Genomic DNA, 17,509 nt, shown 5'->3' with positions numbered 1-17,509 from the left:
GGCACGCCGCCATGTCGTCCCCCGATCATTCGCCCCTGGGCAAGGCCACCGAGTACGCCGACCGCTACGACGTGAGCCTGCTCTTCCCCATTCCCCGCCAGGCCAAGCGCGATGAGATCGGCGTGGATGGCGGCTCCCTGCCGTTCCACGGCGTGGATATCTGGAACGGCTATGAGCTGAGCTGGCTGGATCCCCGCGGCAAGCCCATGGTGGCCGTCGCGGCGTTCCGTTTCCCCGCCACGACGCCGAACATCATCGAATCCAAGTCGTTCAAGCTGTACCTGAATGGCTTCGCGCAGGAGACGATCGCCAGCCGCGACGCCCTGCGCGACATCCTGGTGCGCGACCTCTCCGCGGCGTCGGGCGGTCCGGTCGTCGTGGAACTGCATGCGCCCGAGGAACTGAACGGCCAGCCGCTGCATGAACCCGAGGGTGTGCTGCTGGACGACCAGGAGCTCGATTTCGACAGCTACGGCCCGCCGCGTCCGGATTTCCTCGGTACGCATGAGGGCGAAGCCCGCGAAGTGCTGGTCTCCCACCTGCTGCGCTCCAACTGCCCGGTTACCGGCCAGCCAGACTGGGGCAGCGTGCAGATCAGCTATACCGGCGCCCCGATCGATCGCGCAGGCCTGCTGCGCTACCTCGTCTCGTTCCGTCGCCATACCGAATTCCACGAGCAGTGCGTCGAGCGGATCTTCATGGACCTGCGCGAACGCTGCGCGCCGCGCGAGCTGGCCGTCTATGCCCGTTACACCCGCCGCGGCGGCCTGGATATCAATCCATTCCGCAGCACCGATCCGGCCGCCGTGCCGGATAACCCGCGCGGTGCCCGCCAGTAGATGAACCGTGCATTCATGCGCTCTTCATTGGTATTGCCTTTAGTTGTGTAGCCTGTAACCTGCCGCGGCCGAGGGATGACCTCGTCTCGACCACGCATTGACCTGTTCTATTTCCGGAATCCAGACATGAAGCTTTCCTTCCGCACGCCTGTCCTCGCCACGGCCACCCTGGCCGGCCTCCTGGTCCTTACCGCCTGCGGCAAGAAGGAAGAGCAGACCAACGCCCCGGCCGCCGCCTCGACGGCGCCGGCTCCGGCCGCTGCTCCGGCTCCGGCCAGCACCGCTCCGGTCGCCGCTCCGGCTCCGGCCACCACGGCTGCCGCCGCTCCGGCCGCACCCGCCGCTGCCGCTCCGGCCCCGGTCGCCGCCAGCGACACGCTGAAGGTCGGCTCGGTCACCCTGGGCAGCGCCGTGGGCGCCGACAAGAAGGTCGCCAAGGCGAAGACCACGTTCGCGCCGAACGAGAAGACCATCTACGCCTCGGTCGCCACCGAAGGCACCAGCGCCGGCGCCACGCTGAACGCCAAGTGGACCTACCAGGACGGCGACACGGCCACCACCGTGAGCGACCTCAGCCAGTCGATCAGCACCGATGGCCCGGCCGTCACCACGTTCAAGATCCAGAACCCGAACGAGTGGCCGGAAGGCAAGTACAAGGTCGCCATCTCGCTCAACGGCAAGTCGGTCGGCGACACGGCGTTCGACGTCAAGAAGAAGTAAGGCAGCGCCGGTTGGCGATGGAAAAAAGGCGCGGCGAAAGCCGCGCCTTTTTTGTTGTGATTTCGCGGGGGGCATCGCGCGCAAGCGCGCTCCCACAAGAGCGTTCGTGCACTTGTGGGAGCGCGCTTGCGCGCGATCAATCGCCCGAACGCTTCAACAACGCGTTCAACAACGGATAACTCAGCGCCTCCGGCTCTGCCTTCGCCATGAACGCCGCCGCTCCCTTCGCCGCGCCCGCATAGGCATCCAGCGCAAGCGCGATACCCGCGCTCAGGCGCCGCGCACCTGCTTCATACAACGCCGCATGCGCAGGCAGCCCCGGCACCAGCATCACGTTCAGCGGCATGCCGCCGATGGAACCTGCGACACGGCGGATCTCGTCCACGTTCGCGATGCCCGGTGCGAACAGGCCATCCGCGCCCGCTTCCCGGAACAGCCCCGCGCGGCGGACCACTTCGCCGACCGCTTCGTCGCCGGCGGCGATGCCGCGCAGGTAGATGTCCGTGCGGGCGTTGATGTAGAGATCGCGCCCCTGGAGCGCCGCTCGGATCGCGCGGATCTTCGCAGCGAGTTCGGCGGGGTCGCGCCCGGCGTCCTCGATATTGATGCCGGCGACACCAGCGTCGACCAGCGCGGAAACGAACCGGCCGACTTCGCCCGGATCGCTCGAGCAGCCTTCTTCGATATCGGCACTCAGCGGCACGCGCAACACGGCGGCCATGCGCTTCACCGAGGCCAGCAGTTCATCCGCCGGCAGCTGATCGCCGTCCGGCCAGCCGCAGGCCCAGGCGACGCCGGCGCTGGTCGTGGCCACGGCGGGCGCGCCGGCGTGCTGGATCGCCGCCGCGCTGCCGGCATCCCATGCGTTGGGAAGGACCAGCAGGTTGCCGGCATGGTGGAGGTCGCGGAATCGGGAAGCGCTCACGGCATGCATCCATCAGGGGAGGTGGGGCCACGATCCTCGCATGCCGCGGGGCCCGCAACGCCGCGCCAGGTCATGCCGCGATGACCTGGCAGGTTATGGCCGCCGGCCCTGTTACCCGCTAACGTCGGCCCATGCAGACCCCCGCCTTCGGTCCCCTGTTGAAATCCTGGCGTACGGCGCGCCGCGTGAGCCAGCTTGGGCTGGCCCTCGATGCGGGGGTTTCCGCGCGCCATCTCAGCTATGTCGAAACCGGCAAGGCGCGGCCCAGCCGCGACATGGTCGCCAGGCTGGCGGATAGCCTGGAGCTGCCGCTGCGCGAGAAGAATTCGTTGCTCGTCGCGGCGGGCTTCGCGCCGCGCTACAGCGAGACCGCCCTGGCCATGCCGGCACTCTCGGCGGTGAACCGCGCGATCGAACTCATCCTTCGCCAGCAGGAACCCTACCCGGCCTTCGTGCTGAACCGGCACTGGGACATCCTCCAGGCCAACGACGCCGCGCGCCGGGTCACGGGTGTCGTCATGGGCGGCCGGGGTGTGAAGCATCGCAACATGGTCCGGCAGATCTTCGACCCCGACGACCTCAGGCCGGCCGTCGCGAACTGGGAGGAGGTTGCCGGTGACCTGATCCGCCATCTGCACGAGGCGGTCGCGGCCAACCCTTCGGACGACGTGCTCGCGGCGTTGCTCGAGGAGGCGCTGGGCTATCCGGGCGTACCTTCGCGGTGGCGCCTGCGCGACCTCGACGACGCACCGGCGCCCTTGCTGACCACCGTGCTGCGCCGGGGCAGCGACGAGTTCCGCTTCTTCTCGACGATCACCAGTTTCGCCACGCCGCGTGACGTCACGCTGGAAGAGATCCGCATCGAGTGCTGCTTTCCCGACAACGAAGCCACCGTGCGAGCGTGTGCCGCGCTGCGGCCGGTGTAGAGGCGCTCTTAAAAGGTCTGCCGCACTAAGTAGTCCTACCTAGCGGTTCAGCCACGGCAAGGTTACGTGAGCAACTTGCCAAAAACCGGTGATCCACTACCTCACCGCGCAAAGACGACTCCTTGAACAGCCCGATGCTCGAATGGCACCCAACCTGACGCGGCCACCGCCGTTCGGGCTTTGTGACCACCCGAGGAGAACCCACATGCTTTATTGGGCCGTTGTCTTTTTCATCGTCGCGATCGTGGCCGCGATCTTCGGCTTCGGCGGTATCGCTGCCGGTGCCGCCAGCATTGCGAAGATCCTGTTCGTCGTGTTCCTGATCCTGTTCATCCTGTCGCTTCTGTTTGGCGGGCTGCGCCGCGGGCCGAGGTTGTAACGACCCGTACGCGTAGCACCCCGACGACGCCCCGGCCCAGGCCGGGGCGTCTCCTTTTACGAGGAGCCGAACCATGCACGCCCGCCTTGCCTTCGTCGCGCTTGCCCCACTCGTATTCGCTTCCGCCTATGCGGCGGAGTTCGCGAAGACCACGACCGCCGACGCGGATTTCGTGCGCCGTGCCAGCAGTGCAGGCCTCACCGAAGTCGCCCTCGGCAAGCTCGCTGCCGGCCAGGCCTCCAGCGATGCGGTGAAGACCTTTGCCGCACGCATGGTCGAGGACCACTCGAAGTCGAACGAAGCGCTGGGCAAGCTCGCCGGCACCAAGGGCCTGCAGATCGCCGTGGCACCTGAGCCGGCGCAGCAGCAGGAGATTGACCGCTTGAAGGACCTGGACGGCGCTAAATTCGATCGGGCGTACTCCGACGCCATGGTGAAGGACCACAAGCTGGCGACAGGTCTGTACCAGTTGGAAGCGGATAAGGGCGAAGACCCCGAGATCCGCGACTGGGCGCGCAGCCAGCTGCCGGTGCTGAAGGAGCACGAGAAGCTGGCGGATGGGTTGCCGCCGTTCTAGGTGCGGGACTGGGGCGGGCCATCGCGCGCAAGCGCGCTCCCACAGGGGCGGGCCACGATATCTTTTGTGGGAGCGCGCTTGCGCGCAATAGGTCCGCGACAGCGCCGGGCGTAAACTCGCCCCTCTGCTCCTGGACCCCGCCATGGACATCAAAGCCCTCGCCGCACTGGACACCCTGCCCCGCACCGAACTGGTCGAAGGCCCGACGCCGATCCACCGCCTGCAACGCATCGAAGCCGCGCTCGGTCTCGCGGAACGCAACATCCAGCTCTACGCCAAACGCGACGATGTCATGCCGCTCGGTGGCGGCGGCAACAAGCTGCGCAAGCTGGAGTATCACCTCGGCGCGGCGCTGGCCGACGGCGTCGATACGATCATCAGCGTCGGTGGCGTGCAATCGAACCATGCGCGGCTCACGGCCGCCGCCTCGGCAAGGCTTGGTCTTGCCTGCGAACTGATCCTCGCCCGCATGGTGCCGCGCGATGGTGACGACTACGAGAAGAATGGCAACGTCCTGCTCGACGATCTTTTCGGGGCGCGACCGCTGCTTCTCCCCCATGGAGAGAACGCCCTCGACCACGCCCTCGCACGCGCGGACGAACTGCGTGCGCGTGGCCGCAAGGTGATGGTGATTCCCGTCGGTGGCTCCACGCCGCGAGGCGTACTCGGGTACGCGCGATGCGCGCGGGAGATCGCTGGGCAGGAAGAGTCGATGGGCGTGCAGTTCGATCGGATCGCCGTGGCGAATGGCAGCTCGGGTACGCATGCGGGACTCATCGCTGGCCTGGCTGCCATGCGCCGCGATCCGCGCACGGCGAAGGCGTATGCGGTGCTGGCGCCGGCGGAGAAGGCCCGCGAGACCACGCGTGACCTCGCGAATGCCGCGCTGGACCTTCTGGGTGCGGATGCCACGGTAGACCTCGCCCACGTCGAGGTCGATGGCTCACAGCTCGGCGAGGGCTACGGCGTGACGACCGACGCGATGCTGGAGGCCGTGCGGCTCATGGCATCGCAGGAGGGGGTGCTGCTGGATCCGGTGTATACGGGCAAGGCATTCGCGGGGTTGTTGCAGGACCTGCGCAGCGGGGCTGTTACGGAGGGTGAGCGTGTGTTGTTCGTGGTGACGGGCGGGACGCCTGGGCTTTACGCATACAGACAGGCTTTTTCCTAGGCTGGACGCATCGCGCGCAAGCGCGCTCCCACAACAGCATGCTCGCCCGCCCTTGTGGGAGCGTGCTTGCACGCGATCGCATCAAGGCAGCATCAGCAAAAGCAGCAAACCGCGCCCTTGTGGGAGCGCGCTTGCGCGCGATGGCATCAAGGCAGCATCAGCAAAAGCAGGAACCCGCGCCCTTGTGGGAGCGTGCTTGCACGCGATGGCATCAGGGCAACGTAACCCGCGCGACCAGCCCACCACCTTCACGATTGGCCAGCCGCAAGTCGCCCCCGATCGAACGCATCAGCTGCAGCGCAATGGCCAGGCCCAGCCCCGCACCGCCCGTGTCACGGCTGCGCGAGCCCTCCAGCCGATGGAACGGTTGCAGCACGTTCTCAAGCTCGGCATCGGGAATCCCCGGCCCGCGATCGGCAATGGTGATCGACAGCACGCCCTCTCCGGAACGGCAGCTCGCCACCTCGGCGCTGCCGCCGTACTTGATGGCGTTATCGATGAGGTTGGTCAACACGCGGCGCAAGGCACGCGGCCGGACCATCGCGGCACCATGCGCCATCTCGCTCAGCGAGACCGGCCGGCCGACATCCTGGTAATCGAAGACCAGGCTCTCGATGAATGCCGCCGGATCCATCTTCACCGGCGCCTCGTCGCCACCGTGGGCACTGCGTGCGTAGGCGACGCCTTCGCGCACGAGATGCTCCATCTCGGCCAGGTCGGCGAGCAGGCGTTCGCTCTCCGGGCCTTCATCGAGCGACTCCACGCGCAGGCGCATGCGGGTGATCGGGGTCTGCAGGTCGTGCGAGATCGAAGCGAGGATGTGCAGGCGCTCCTTCAGGTATACGCCGATGCGCTCCTGCATCGCATTGAACGCCGCCGCGGCCTGCGCCACTTCGGTCGGCCCCTCCTCGCTGATCGGGTGCGGGTCCGCATTCGGCTTCATGGCCTCCGCCGCCTCCGCGAGACGCGCCAGCGGGCGTGTCGCGAGGCGCACCGCGATCCACGCGCAGGTGAGCAGCACGATCATCTGCAGGATGAAGACGAAGGGCAGCCAGTCCGCCATGGCCGGTGGATGCGGGTTCACCTCGAGCGTCAACGGCGAGCCGTCGGCCAGGGTCAGGTGCACCTGGTAGCGCTCGGGCTTCGTCGAAACCGTTTGCGCCGCCACCGCGTAGCGCGCACCGACTTCGCGCGTGATGCGCGCGGTAACGTCGCGCGAGCGCTCGGTGACCAGCGGTTGCCCCGGCTCGCCGGGGCCGAGGATGAAGCGATAGTTGTCCCGCGCCAGGCGGGGAAGCCAGCGCGCGCGCTCATCGGCCGGAAGGCGGTCGAGGATGGCGACAGAGGTACCCACTTCATGCTCGAGCGTGTTGAGCATGACCGTGGTCGCGCTCTGGTAGCGCTCGTAGGCCAGCAGGCCAAACGACAGGCCGTGCGCCAGCAGCAAGCCGGAGAACAGGATGAGCGAGAGCCGCGAGGCCATGCTCCGCGGCAGCCACGCAAGCCGCGCGTGGGTCATGCGCCGCTCCCGGCGACGACCACCGGCATGCTGAAGACGTAGCCTTCGCTGCGCACGGTCTTGATGTACGACTGGTCCTTCGCATCATCCTGCAGGCGCTGGCGAAGGCGGCTCACCTGCAGGTCGATGCTGCGATCGAACAGCTCCGCATCGCGGCCCTGGGTCAGGTTGAGCAACTGGTCGCGGGTAAGCACACGCTGGGGATGGTCGAGGAACACGCGCAGCAGGCGATATTCCGCGCCGCTCAGGGAGATGACCGTGCCCTCCTCGTCGAGCAGGTGGCGCGCCGTGGTATCGAGCCGCCACTTGCCGAACGCGAGCATCTCGGTCGCTTCGGTGATGCGCAGGTTGGGCGGCAGCATGCGTGTGCGGCGGATCACCGCCTTGATCCGCGCCAGCAGTTCGCGCGGTGAAAAGGGCTTGGTGAGGTAATCGTCGGCGCCCATTTCCAGGCCGACGATGCGATCGGTTTCATCGTCCCGGGCGGTGAGCAAAAGCACCGGGATGGCCTTGTGCTTGCCCGCGCGCAGCGTGCGGCACAAGGCCAGCCCATCGTCGCCCGGCATCATGATGTCGAGCACCACCAGGTCGAACGCCGATGCATCGAGCTGGGCGAACATCTCGCGGCCATCCGCGGCGGCCGTGGCGCGCAGGCCGTTCTTGCGCAGGTAGTCGACGACACCCGTGCGGATGCCGTGGTCATCGTCGACGACGAGGATGTGGTCGATGTGTTCCATGCCGTTGCCGTTCTCGTTCAAACAAGGTGGTTTTCTACAAGCTCAGCCCTTGCCCAGCAGCTGGCGAACCTTCGCTTCCGTCGCGTCGTAGTTTCCCTCGCCGAAGTGCTGGTACACAACGTGGCCCTGCTGGTCGACGAGGTAAAGGGCGGGCCAGAACTGGTTGTTCCAGGCGTTCCACGTAGCGTTCTGGTTATCCACCGCGACCGGCCAGTCGATGCCGAAGCGCTTGATCGCGGCCTTGACCGTGGCCGGGTCGCGTTCCTCGTCGTACTCCGGCGTGTGCACGCCCACGACGACCAGTCCGTCCTTCGCATACTTGTCGTAAAGCTCCTTCGTGTGCGGCAGCACGTGCAGGCAGTTGATGCATTCGTTCGTCCAGAACTCCACCAGCACGACCTTGCCGCGCAGTTCCTGCATGCGCAGGGGCGGCGAGTTGAACCAGTGGTCGATGCCGGTGAACTCCGGTGCGGTGGCGCCCGCCGCCGGGGGATCGCTTGCGCGAGCAATACCGGCGATGCCCGGCCACGCGGTAGCCAGGCCGACGCCCAGCGCGAAAACGGTAAGAACGCGGAAGAAAGTGTTCATGGTGACCTCGGGGGAGTGGGTACGCCTTGCATTAGAGGCGCGCCGTTTGTCCCGGGGATGTCCGGCGAGGCCGGCTTTTGTATCGAAACGTACCAGCCTCCCCCGCTTTGTATCGAAACGTATCCGCGGGGGCGCCAGACACATTCCGATGCGTTTTGGCCCGGAACGCGACACAAGCGGGATACGCCCGGACGTTTTCATGTGTCCCACCAGCCGACACCGGCCACCCACCCCAAGAGGACACGAGCATGAGCAAGATCGATACCGTTCTGTATACCGGCAAGACCCACACCACCGGCGGCCGCGATGGCCGCGCCACCAGCGCCGACGGCGCCCTGGACATCAAGCTGACCCCGCCGGGCGGCCACGGTGGCGGCACGAACCCGGAACAGCTGTTCGCGGCCGGCTGGTCGGCCTGCTTCATCGGTGCCATGGGCCTCGCCGCCGCCGAGCGCAAGCTGCGCCTGCCGCAGGACACGGCGGTCAACGCCGAAGTCGATCTCGGCACCGGTACGGACGGCTACTTCCTCCAGGCCCGCCTCAACGTGAGCCTGCCGGGCCTCGACCGCGAAACCGCCGAAGCTCTCGTGGAAGCCGCGCACCGCACCTGCCCGTACTCGAAGGCAACGCGCGGCAACGTCGATGTCGAACTCAACCTCGTCTGATCCCAGGGAACCGACCATGAACCGTAAGTACAGCACGCTCGCCGCCACCCTCGCCCTCGGCCTCGCCGCCATCGCCGGCGCGGCGCATGCCGATGAAGCGAAGAAGCCCATGGAAAAGTGCTATGGCGTGGCGAAGGCCGGCCAGAACGATTGCGCCGCCGGCGCCGGCACCAGCTGCGCCGGCACCTCGAAGACCGACTACCAGGGCAATGCCTGGAAGCTCGTCGACAAGGGCACCTGCGTCACGATCAAGACGCCTAAGGGCCATGGCACGCTCGAGGCCAAGGCGTGAGCACCTTCGTCCCCGCCGTGCGCAAGGCACCCGCGATGACAGGTCTGCTGTCGCGGGTGATCCCTGAAAACGCGCTGCTCCTCGTGGCGCGCCTCGGGATCGCGGCGGTGTTCTTCCAGTCCGGGCGGACGAAGGTCGAAGGCTTCCTCACCATCAAGGACTCCACCTACGACCTGTTCGCCTCGGAATACGCGCTGCCGCTGATTCCCTCCAACGTTGCCGCACACCTGGCGACCTACGCGGAACACCTGTTCCCCGTGTTGCTGGTGCTTGGCCTCTTCACCCGCTTCTCCGCGTTCGCGCTGCTCGCCATGACCACGGTCATCGAGATCTTCGTCTACCCGGATGCATGGCCCACCCACCTCACCTGGGCGGGGCTGCTGCTCCCCCTCATCGCCCGCGGCGGTGGCGGCTGGTCGCTCGACCGGCTCCTGTTCCCACCGCGCCGCTAACCACCCCTCCACCACCGCAGGCTTACCCACATGCGTAAGAGCATTCTTTTCGCGCTGACCGCGCTCGCCCTCGGCACAGGCTCCGCCACCTTCGCCGCCGACGCTCCCGCGCCGTCCGGCGTGAAAAACATCGTGATCGTCCCTGGCGCCTTCGTCGATGGATCCGGGTGGCGTGTCGTCCACGACATCCTCATCCACAAGGGCTACCACGTCAGCGTGGTGCAGCCGCGCATCGAGACGCTGGCCGACGATGTCGACCAGACCCGCGAGCAGATCCGCAAGCAGGATGGCCCGGTGGTCCTCGTCGGCCATAGCTACGGCGGCGCGGTGATCACCCAGGCCGGTGCCCGCGACAAGGTCGCCGCGCTGGTTTATGTCTCGGCGCTGGTGCCGGAAGTAGGCGAGAGCGTGTCACAGCTGGTCGGCTCGATGCCCGCACCGAGCAACGACATCGAAGCCACCCGCGACGACCACCTGTTCTTCAGCGAAGCGAAGTTCGGCACCGATTTCGCCGGTGACCTGACGAAGAACCGCACCGACTTCATGGCGGTCTCGCAGGTACCCGCCGCCAAGGCGGCGTTCAACGCCACGCTGCCGGTGGCCGCGTGGCACGACAAGCCCGTCTGGGCCGTGGTCAGCACCCAGGACCACGCGCTCAGCCCCGATCTCCAGCGCTGGATGTACAAGCGCGCCCATGCCCACGTCACCGAGGTCCAGGGCAGCCACGTCTCGTACATCTCGCAGCCGGAAAAAGTCGCCGCGGTCATCGAAGAAGCCGCCCGCGAAGCGAAGTAACCCACCCTCCACCAAGGAAGCACCCCAATGCATAGCACTGTCACCAAGTCCCGCTCGACCTTCGCCGGCGCCGCCGCGCTCGTCGCCATCGCCATCGCACAGTTCGCCGCACCGGCCGCCCACGCCGCCGACAAGGCCGGCGCGGCGAAGGAAGAGCTTTCCCGCTGCTACGGCGTGAACACCTGCAAGGGCACGAGCCTCTGCGCCACCGCCAAGAACGACTGCAAGGGCCTCAACAGCTGCAAGGGCCAGGGCGTCGTCGTGAAGCTGCCCAGCGAATGCAAGGCCGCCGGCGGCACGCTGACCGAGCCGCAGTAACACCGGTGCTTTTGTGGGAGCGCGCTTGCGCGCGATTCCAGGTTGCCGTAACCCCTATCGCGCGCAAGCGCGCTCCCACAGGAGCCTTCCTTATGTCCACGACCATTCCTACCTTTTCCGGCTACGGCCTCGGCCTGCGCAAGGAGCATTACCGCGACTTCCTCGAAGGCGACGTGCCGGTCGATTTCGTCGAAGTGATTTCCGAGAACTTCATGGTCGATGGCGGCCAGCCGCGGGATATCCTGCGCCGGATCCGCGAGAAGCATCCCGTCGTGCTGCACGGCGTGTCCATGTCGATCGGATCCTCCGACGGCCTCGACCGCGCTTACCTCCGCCGCCTGCGCGCGCTCGCCGACGAGATCCAGCCGCTGTTCGTCTCGGACCACCTGAGCTGGTCGCGGGTCGCGGGCTTCTCTTCGCATGACCTGCTCCCGGTGCCGTACACCGGCGAGGCACTGGACATGGTCTGCCGCAACATCGAGATGGCCCAGGAAGCGCTGGGCCGGCCCATGCTGTTCGAGAATCCTTCCAGCTACGTCGCGTTCGACGGCGCGGAGATGGCGGAGTGGGAGTTCATCGGCGCGATGGCAAAGCGCACCGGCTGCGGCCTGCTGCTCGATGTGAACAACGTCTACGTCAGCGCGCACAACCACGGCTTCGATGCGCACGCGTTCCTGCACGGCATCCCCGCGGCACACGTGCGCCAGATCCACCTTGCAGGGCATACCGAAGGCCCTGGGCTCCTGATCGATACGCACGACCAGCCCGTCTGCGACGACGTGTGGTCGCTCTATGCCACCGCCCGTTCGTTGCTCGGCGATGTCGCCACGATGATCGAGCGCGACGATGCGATTCCCCCGCTCGCGGAGCTGCTCGACGAGCTCGCGATCGCCCGCGCCATCGGGCAGCGCGACGAACTGCACCGGGTAGCCGCATGAATCTCGCGGCGCTCCAGGATCAGTTCCGGCAATGGCTGGTGACAGGTGATGAGGCGGGCACCGAGGCATTCGGTGCGAGCGCACGGCCTGGCCTGCAGGTCTACCAGAACAACTACCGGGTGCAGCTCATGGGCTGCCTCGAGGTGAGCTACCCGCTGCTGCGCCGGTTCATCGGCGAGGACGCGTTCCGGGAGGCCGCCATCACGCATATCGATGCGCATCCGCCACGCGGCTGGACCCTCGACCATTACGGCGCCGATTTCGGCGATACGCTGCGCGCGCTCCATCCGCGCAACCCGGACCTCGAAGAGCTGGCGTGGATCGAGTGGATGCTCGGCGAGGCGTTTGTCGCCGCCGACACCCTTCCGGCCACGCCGGAGGCGCTAGCCAGTGTCGACTGGGACCACGCGAGCCTGGTGCTCTCGCCCAGCGTGCGGGTTCGCCACGCCGTGACGAACGCCGACGATGTCTGGATGGCCCTGCGCGATGGCGAGGACGCCGTGGAGAGCGAATGGCTCGCTGCACCCGAAGGCCTGCTCGTCTGGCGCCGCGACAACATGGCGCGCCTGCGCCGCACCGACGCCGTGGAGATCGCCGCCCTCGTGGCATTGGGCAACGATCCCGGCTTCGGTTCGTTATGCGAAACGCTCGTCGGGTTGCTCGGCGAGGAGGCCGGGGTGCAACGCGCGGGTCAGCTGCTGGCCGACTGGCTGGGCGCCGGCGTGGTCGTGGGCGTCACCGACGCCTGACGCCGGGCCGCCCGGTATCGCCTACCGGCCCGGAACGCTCACGACCGGGGCATCGCCGTCCGCGAACAGCTCGTCGTTGGGCTGAAGCCCGACGTGACGCCGCGGGCGGCGGGGGAAGGGCTTCACGTTGCGCGCCCCTTTGGTCAGGGCCAGCAGGTCGTGGAGAAAATCGACCACCTCCTGGCCCCGGCCGTGGAAGGCCAGCTCGACGGGGCGGCCACCCAGCGATTCGATCCGGGTCTCGAAAAACCACGTCCACACTTGCGCGCGGTCGGGCTCGATGAGCTCGGCGAGGGTGACGATCCGTCGGACAATTCCGTAATGCATGGCGGGGGTAACGCCCTTTGGGGGAGCCTGCATGGTCAGGGGGCCCACATTGCCAGAACATTGCCGCGCCCGGGAGCCCCCCGGGGTACGATTTATCTGGCGTTTGGCGTGGATGGGCAATGCGGATACTCCTGGTCGAAGACGAAACCGAGCTTGCGGATGCCTTGCGTACCGCCCTCCAGCGGCATGGCCTCGTGATCGACGTGGCGCCCAACCTCCTCCAGGCCAGCGAGGCCCTGCGCCAGTGCGTGCATGACCTGGTCGTACTGGACCGCCAGCTACCCGACGGGGATGGCGTCAGCCTGATCAGCAAGGCGCGCGAGTGCCTGCCGGGGGTCCCGGTCATCGTGTTGACCGCCCGGGGATCGCTCGCCGACCGCATCGCGGGGCTGGATCTCGGCGCCGACGACTACCTGGTCAAGCCATTCGCGGTCGAGGAACTGCTGGCGCGCATCCGCGCGGTCTCGCGCCGGCAATCGCCGCGCGATATCCCCCGTGCCACCGTGGGCAACCTGTCGTTCGACTTCGGCGCGCACGAAGCCTTTATCGGTCCTACCCCGCTGCGCCTGCCGCGGCGCCAGCTGCTCGTCCTCGAGGCGCTCTGCCTGCGCCACGGCCGCACCGTGTCGCGCAACGACCTGCTCGAAGCCGTGTACGACTTCGATGACGAGATCCAGTCGAACGCGCTGGACGCGCATATCTCCAAGCTACGCCGCTCCCTGGATGATGCCGGTGCGGATGTAGATATCCATGTGATTCGTGGCGTCGGCTACCTGTTGCGGAGCAAGGTGCATGGCAAGGCACGGTAGGTCGCTGGCATGGCAGCTCACGCTGCGCATCGTCCTTCCCCAGGGCCTGATCATGATGGCCGCGTTCCTGATCCTGGGTTACCAGATCCACCGGGACAGCGTGTCCTACGTGGATCCGAAGCTGGTCGAAGAGGTGCAGGATTCGCTGGTTCCCGCGGATGACGGGGGCATCGCCCTCAAGCCGACGAAAGCGCTGCGCCAGGCAATGCACGACTACCCCGATCTCTGGATCGTGGCTCGCGATGAAGCAAACCATGCGTACCGTCAGGGCACGCCGCCTGCCAGCCTCGCGCCGCTGATCGACCGCCTGGATCGCCTCGCCGCCTCCGACATCCACGGCTCGCGCGCACCGTATACCGATACCGCCGCGATTCGCCTGGTCGAATGGAAGTTCCGCAAGGTGCACTTCATGATGGGCGGCGCCTCGACGACCTCAGCCGGTGGGCTCACCACGATGGTCGCGGATTACCTGACCTGGCGACTGCTACTCCCCACGGTGCTGGCGACCCTGATCATCGTGCCGATCATCGTGCGCCGCTCCATGAAGAGCGTGCGCGAAGTGGCGCGGCACGCCGACGCGATCGACGTCGAGAAGCGCGGTGCGAAACTCGCCGACCAGACCGTACCCTATGAGATCCAGCCGCTGGTGCGCGGCTTCAACGCCGCGTTGACCCGCGTCAGCGAAGGCTACGACGTACGCGATCGCTTCCTTGCCAGCGCCGCGCACGAGCTGCGCGCACCCATCGCGATCCTGCGCACGCGCATCGAGGCGATGGATCCGGGCCCCGAGCGCACGCGTCTCATCGGCGACGTCGCGCGGCTGTGGAACCTGGCCGAGCAGCTGCTGGACCTGCAGCGCTTCAACGGCGATGCAGCGGCCTGCCAGCGTCTCGATCTCGCGAAGCTCGCTGCCGATACGGTCGGCGATATCGCGCCGGTCGCACTGGAGTCGGGCAACGACATCGCCTTCGACGGGCCGGGCGCGCCCGTGTGGGTGCACGGAGACGCACTCGCGCTGTCGCGAGTGCTGATGAACCTGATCCAGAACGCGATGATGCACGCAGGCGACGAAGGAACCATCAGCGTCGCGGTGAATACGCTCGGCGAGCTCTCGGTGACGGATGAAGGACGCGGCGTTCCGCTCGGCGAGCGCGACCGCATCTTCGAGCCGTTCTACCGGACGCGCCCCAGCAGCACGGGCACGGGGCTCGGCCTGCATCTTGCGCGACAGGTGGTGGAACGCCATGGCGGAAGCATCGACGTGATCGATGCCGAGCACGGCGGGGCATGCTTCCGCGTGCGGCTACCGCTGGCGGCGGCCTGATCCGTTCAGGGCCACCAGGCGGCGACGTGGCGTAGCGCCGCCTCACGCGCGGCGTCGATAGGCTCCGGGCGCGTCACGGCCGACAGGGCCTCGCGCGGCTTTTGCCCGAGGAAGTACGCAACCCGCTCGGCGTTGGCGCCAGAAGGGTGTGGAAGGCCCGCCACGATCCGGCCTGCATCAAGCCGGCCGCTGGCGACCATGCGATCACAGGCGAACTGCGCCGTGGCGCCCAGCGGGATGAACAGCGCGTGCGGGAGCGCCGCGCATTCCGCGGCGAAATAGGTATCGATCTGGTCGAGAAGCAGGGCGCTCCTCGCGACGCCGCCGCCGTTGTAGTTCTTGCCGCCAGCGAACACCGGGTAGCGGAGCGCTGCTGAAAACTGCACCAGGTCGGTCCGCGTGGTCCACAGCTCCGCCGTTGACGCAATGCCCAGCCGCTCGGCGACGCCGAGGAAATCCAGCATGCGCACGAGGTGGCCCCGGATCGGACCGGACCAGCTGGCGGCGCTTTTCGCAGCCGCGGCTGCCACATCTGCATCGTGGCCGGCCGACAGTTCGATTCGAGCGGTCTCCAGTGCGACCAGCGCCTGGAAGCGACCCGGCGAAAGCCCAACGAGCACGAGCGGCGCGGCGGCGTTCAGATAATCGAAGGGCGCGTAATACACCGCATAACGCGCGTCGGCCGCCATCCGCAACGCATCCGGCAACGGCTGATGCGCGGAAAAATCAAGCGCGGCGTCTCGCAAGACACCTTCGTAGCGGTGGAACAACGCCAGGGAACCGGAGGACATGTGCCGCGCCGTCGTACGACTACCAGACTTCCACTTCGTAGATCCGCGTGGCGGGATCATCCGTCTGCGTAGGCCTGGTCACGTCGAGCTCCACGTAGCGTGCCTGCACCGGCGCAATGCGGTGCTCGGTGACGCTGGCGGTATTCGCCGTCACGTCCACCACCGGCTTCCAGTCCTTGCCGTCCGCAGACACGCGCACGGTAAAGGCCCGTGTGTTCATCTCTGCGGGCTCGTCCCCCGCACCTGCATGTTTGATCGTGAAGCCCGACACCTGCTCCACCTTTCCGAGGTCGATCCGAAGCCAGCTGGGGACCTCCTTCGTGCAGAACTTATCCTGGGTCTTGCTGGCCAGCTTGCCGTTCACCGCCTTCACCGCTTCCTCGCCAGGTTTGCAGATGGGCGACCCGGTGACCGACTTGCCCAGCGCGAGATCGACGTGCGCCGCATGGGATGCCATGGGCAAGCCGAGCAGGCCGGCAACGACGAGGCATGCAAATGCCTTCATGAACGAACTCCTTGAACCGTTTGCGACGAAGGCGGGTGCTTCGGATCCATCCCGGCCAGCTCCTGTTTGGCGACCCTGGCCGTCTTGTGATGGCCGTCGTGGCTCCAGCCAGGCGGCATTACGAGATACATGAATTTGTTGCGCAGGCCGGGCGCGTGCCAGACATCCTTGCCGAGCAGATAGAACTCGCCAAGGTACGCGTCGGTCACGCTGTATGGCTTCATCGGGCGGGTGATGCCGTACTCGATCGTCACGTCGTCGCGCTCTTCGATGTACGTGCCGAACACCCGATCCCAGATCGGCAGCAGGTTGCAGAAGTTGGTATCCATGTAGACCACGTTACGCGCGTGGTGCACGCGGTGGTGCGAGGGGGTCAGGATGATGCGGTTCAACACGCCGAGCCTGCCGTTCTTCAGCACGCCTTCGCCAACGTGGATAAAGCTGCCCCAGAAGCCATCGATGATCATGATCAGCACGAGCAGCGGCGGGCTCACGCCAAGCACCATGCAGATGCTGGTGCGCACGAAGTCGGCGTAGGCGGCTTCCAGGAAGATGTGCGAGTAGTTCACGCTCATGTTCATCGCCACCGGCGCGTGGTGCGTGGAATGCAGGCACCACAGGATCCGCACCTTGTGCGCGAAGAAGTGATAGACGAAATGGGAAAGCTCCCAGGCGACATAGCCATAGAGCACGCCGTACCACGTCAGGCCAGCCTGGAAGAGCGCGAAGCGCTGGAACAGGCCGATGCACAGCGTGACCATGGCGATGGTGATGAAGCTGCCGATGAACCGGTTGAGCACCATCACCAGCAAGGGCACCTGGTAGTGCTCGCGCCGGAAGGTCTTCTGGGCGACGCTGCGCACCAGCTCGAAAACAAGCAGCAGGGGAAGGATCGGGCCGAGCGCGGCACCGAAGCCATCCACCGTGAGCAGCGCGCGGTAGTCGCCTTTGGCGATCAGCTCAAGCAGCGGGCCGAGCCCGAAGAAATCGAGCACCTGGCCATATAGCCATCCGATCACATCCATCGCTAGGACCGCACCCCCGATCTGGCTGGGCATTCGGTTTAACACGATCTAATAGGTGCAGCAAGGCGCCACCGGGAAGGGTGTGACGAGCATCGTGCTTCGAAGCCGCGCGTGGGAACGTAAATCGTTCCTCGCCTT

23 protein-coding genes are annotated in these 17,509 nt (G+C 66.8%); 15 read left to right on the top strand and 8 right to left on the bottom strand.

Annotated elements, in window-relative coordinates; all coding sequences use genetic code 11:
- The first annotated feature begins 11 nt into the window (after positions 1-11).
- Both queF and ACZ6YI_RS09200 read left to right on the top strand, forming a co-directional pair.
- Positions 12-839 (top strand): NADPH-dependent 7-cyano-7-deazaguanine reductase QueF, encoded by an 828-nt coding sequence (queF, locus tag ACZ6YI_RS09205; protein ID WP_465778380.1) that lies wholly within the window; start codon positions 12-14, stop codon positions 837-839.
- Positions 840-965: 126 nt separating this feature from the next.
- Positions 966-1,559: a hypothetical protein gene (locus tag ACZ6YI_RS09200; RefSeq protein ID WP_465778379.1), complete on the top strand. Its 594-nt coding sequence runs from the start codon at positions 966-968 to the stop codon at positions 1,557-1,559.
- Between the two features lie 136 nt (positions 1,560-1,695).
- Here the strand turns inward: ACZ6YI_RS09200 and ACZ6YI_RS09195 are convergent, their stop codons facing one another.
- The gene (locus ACZ6YI_RS09195; protein WP_465778378.1) at positions 1,696-2,484 is read right to left on the bottom strand and encodes an isocitrate lyase/PEP mutase family protein; all 789 of its coding nucleotides are present in this window, start codon (positions 2,482-2,484) and stop codon (positions 1,696-1,698) included.
- Positions 2,485-2,615: 131 nt separating this feature from the next.
- Between ACZ6YI_RS09195 and ACZ6YI_RS09190 the strand changes: the two genes are divergently transcribed.
- The 4 genes from ACZ6YI_RS09190 (at position 2,616) to ACZ6YI_RS09175 (ending at position 5,537) form a co-directional block, all read left to right on the top strand.
- The gene (locus ACZ6YI_RS09190; protein ID WP_465778377.1) at positions 2,616-3,410 is read left to right on the top strand and encodes a helix-turn-helix domain-containing protein; all 795 of its coding nucleotides are present in this window, start codon (positions 2,616-2,618) and stop codon (positions 3,408-3,410) included.
- Positions 3,411-3,615: 205 nt separating this feature from the next.
- On the top strand, positions 3,616-3,789 hold the full coding sequence (locus ACZ6YI_RS09185; RefSeq protein ID WP_045831119.1) for a DUF1328 family protein: 174 nt from the start codon (positions 3,616-3,618) through the stop codon (positions 3,787-3,789).
- Positions 3,790-3,862: 73 nt separating this feature from the next.
- The gene (locus ACZ6YI_RS09180) at positions 3,863-4,366 is read left to right on the top strand and encodes a DUF4142 domain-containing protein (protein WP_465778376.1); all 504 of its coding nucleotides are present in this window, start codon (positions 3,863-3,865) and stop codon (positions 4,364-4,366) included.
- A 142-nt stretch (positions 4,367-4,508) separates the two neighbouring features.
- Positions 4,509-5,537, top strand: coding sequence for a D-cysteine desulfhydrase family protein (locus ACZ6YI_RS09175; RefSeq protein WP_465778375.1), 1,029 nt, complete (start codon positions 4,509-4,511; stop codon positions 5,535-5,537).
- A 211-nt stretch (positions 5,538-5,748) separates the two neighbouring features.
- Here the strand turns inward: ACZ6YI_RS09175 and ACZ6YI_RS09170 are convergent, their stop codons facing one another.
- The 3 genes from ACZ6YI_RS09170 to ACZ6YI_RS09160 are packed head-to-tail and all read right to left on the bottom strand — an operon-like array spanning position 5,749 to position 8,381.
- Positions 5,749-7,056 (bottom strand): ATP-binding protein, encoded by a 1,308-nt coding sequence (locus ACZ6YI_RS09170; protein ID WP_465778374.1) that lies wholly within the window; start codon positions 7,054-7,056, stop codon positions 5,749-5,751.
- A complete protein-coding gene (locus ACZ6YI_RS09165; protein ID WP_440324039.1) occupies positions 7,053-7,793 on the bottom strand; it encodes a response regulator in 741 nt (246 codons plus the stop codon). The genes ACZ6YI_RS09170 and ACZ6YI_RS09165 overlap by 4 nt, the downstream gene beginning before the upstream one ends.
- 42 nt (positions 7,794-7,835) lie before the next feature.
- Positions 7,836-8,381 carry a redoxin family protein gene (locus ACZ6YI_RS09160; RefSeq protein ID WP_465778373.1) on the bottom strand — a complete coding sequence of 182 codons (546 nt, stop codon included), beginning with the start codon at positions 8,379-8,381 and terminating at the stop codon, positions 7,836-7,838.
- 248 nt (positions 8,382-8,629) lie between these two features.
- Between ACZ6YI_RS09160 and ACZ6YI_RS09155 the strand changes: the two genes are divergently transcribed.
- The 7 genes from ACZ6YI_RS09155 (at position 8,630) to ACZ6YI_RS09125 (ending at position 12,590) form a co-directional block, all read left to right on the top strand.
- On the top strand, positions 8,630-9,046 hold the full coding sequence (locus ACZ6YI_RS09155; RefSeq protein ID WP_465778372.1) for an organic hydroperoxide resistance protein: 417 nt from the start codon (positions 8,630-8,632) through the stop codon (positions 9,044-9,046).
- A 16-nt stretch (positions 9,047-9,062) separates the two neighbouring features.
- A complete protein-coding gene (locus tag ACZ6YI_RS09150; RefSeq protein ID WP_440324034.1) occupies positions 9,063-9,338 on the top strand; it encodes a BufA1 family periplasmic bufferin-type metallophore in 276 nt (91 codons plus the stop codon).
- Positions 9,335-9,790 (top strand): DoxX family protein, encoded by a 456-nt coding sequence (locus ACZ6YI_RS09145; protein ID WP_465778371.1) that lies wholly within the window; start codon positions 9,335-9,337, stop codon positions 9,788-9,790. Before ACZ6YI_RS09150 ends, ACZ6YI_RS09145 begins: the two co-directional genes overlap by 4 nt.
- Positions 9,791-9,820: 30 nt before the next feature.
- Positions 9,821-10,585 carry an alpha/beta fold hydrolase gene (locus tag ACZ6YI_RS09140; protein ID WP_465778370.1) on the top strand — a complete coding sequence of 255 codons (765 nt, stop codon included), beginning with the start codon at positions 9,821-9,823 and terminating at the stop codon, positions 10,583-10,585.
- A gap of 27 nt (positions 10,586-10,612) precedes the next feature.
- A complete protein-coding gene (gene bufA2, locus ACZ6YI_RS09135; RefSeq protein ID WP_440324028.1) occupies positions 10,613-10,903 on the top strand; it encodes a BufA2 family periplasmic bufferin-type metallophore in 291 nt (96 codons plus the stop codon).
- 92 nt (positions 10,904-10,995) lie between these two features.
- Positions 10,996-11,841, top strand: coding sequence for an MNIO family bufferin maturase (gene bufB, locus ACZ6YI_RS09130; RefSeq protein ID WP_465778369.1), 846 nt, complete (start codon positions 10,996-10,998; stop codon positions 11,839-11,841).
- Entirely contained in the window at positions 11,838-12,590 is a 753-nt protein-coding gene (locus ACZ6YI_RS09125; protein WP_465778368.1) for an HvfC/BufC family peptide modification chaperone, read from the top strand. Before bufB ends, ACZ6YI_RS09125 begins: the two co-directional genes overlap by 4 nt.
- A 21-nt stretch (positions 12,591-12,611) precedes the next feature.
- Here the strand turns inward: ACZ6YI_RS09125 and ACZ6YI_RS09120 are convergent, their stop codons facing one another.
- Entirely contained in the window at positions 12,612-12,917 is a 306-nt protein-coding gene (locus tag ACZ6YI_RS09120) for a hypothetical protein (RefSeq protein ID WP_465778367.1), read from the bottom strand.
- Between the two features lie 119 nt (positions 12,918-13,036).
- Here ACZ6YI_RS09120 and ACZ6YI_RS09115 point away from each other — a divergent pair, with 119 nt between their 5' ends.
- Positions 13,037-13,726 carry a response regulator transcription factor gene (locus tag ACZ6YI_RS09115; RefSeq protein ID WP_440324021.1) on the top strand — a complete coding sequence of 230 codons (690 nt, stop codon included), beginning with the start codon at positions 13,037-13,039 and terminating at the stop codon, positions 13,724-13,726.
- A complete protein-coding gene (locus tag ACZ6YI_RS09110; RefSeq protein ID WP_465778366.1) occupies positions 13,710-15,050 on the top strand; it encodes a sensor histidine kinase in 1,341 nt (446 codons plus the stop codon). The genes ACZ6YI_RS09115 and ACZ6YI_RS09110 overlap by 17 nt, the downstream gene beginning before the upstream one ends.
- A 5-nt stretch (positions 15,051-15,055) precedes the next feature.
- Here the strand turns inward: ACZ6YI_RS09110 and ACZ6YI_RS09105 are convergent, their stop codons facing one another.
- Genes ACZ6YI_RS09105 through ACZ6YI_RS09095 form a run of 3 tightly spaced genes read right to left on the bottom strand, consistent with a single transcriptional unit; the run spans position 15,056 to position 17,371 of the window.
- Positions 15,056-15,841 carry a hypothetical protein gene (locus tag ACZ6YI_RS09105; RefSeq protein WP_465778365.1) on the bottom strand — a complete coding sequence of 262 codons (786 nt, stop codon included), beginning with the start codon at positions 15,839-15,841 and terminating at the stop codon, positions 15,056-15,058.
- A 19-nt stretch (positions 15,842-15,860) separates the two neighbouring features.
- Positions 15,861-16,346 carry a discoidin domain-containing protein gene (locus ACZ6YI_RS09100; protein WP_465778364.1) on the bottom strand — a complete coding sequence of 162 codons (486 nt, stop codon included), beginning with the start codon at positions 16,344-16,346 and terminating at the stop codon, positions 15,861-15,863.
- Positions 16,343-17,371, bottom strand: a complete 1,029-nt coding sequence (locus ACZ6YI_RS09095; RefSeq protein ID WP_465778363.1) for a sterol desaturase family protein — start codon at positions 17,369-17,371, stop codon at positions 16,343-16,345. The genes ACZ6YI_RS09100 and ACZ6YI_RS09095 overlap by 4 nt, the downstream gene beginning before the upstream one ends.
- Positions 17,372-17,509: the final 138 nt, after the last annotated feature.

Source organism: Luteibacter sp. NPDC104163 (assembly GCF_055584245.1).
The sequence above is the reverse complement of the archived record's forward strand: the minus strand, read 5'-3'. Positions and strand labels throughout refer to the sequence as shown.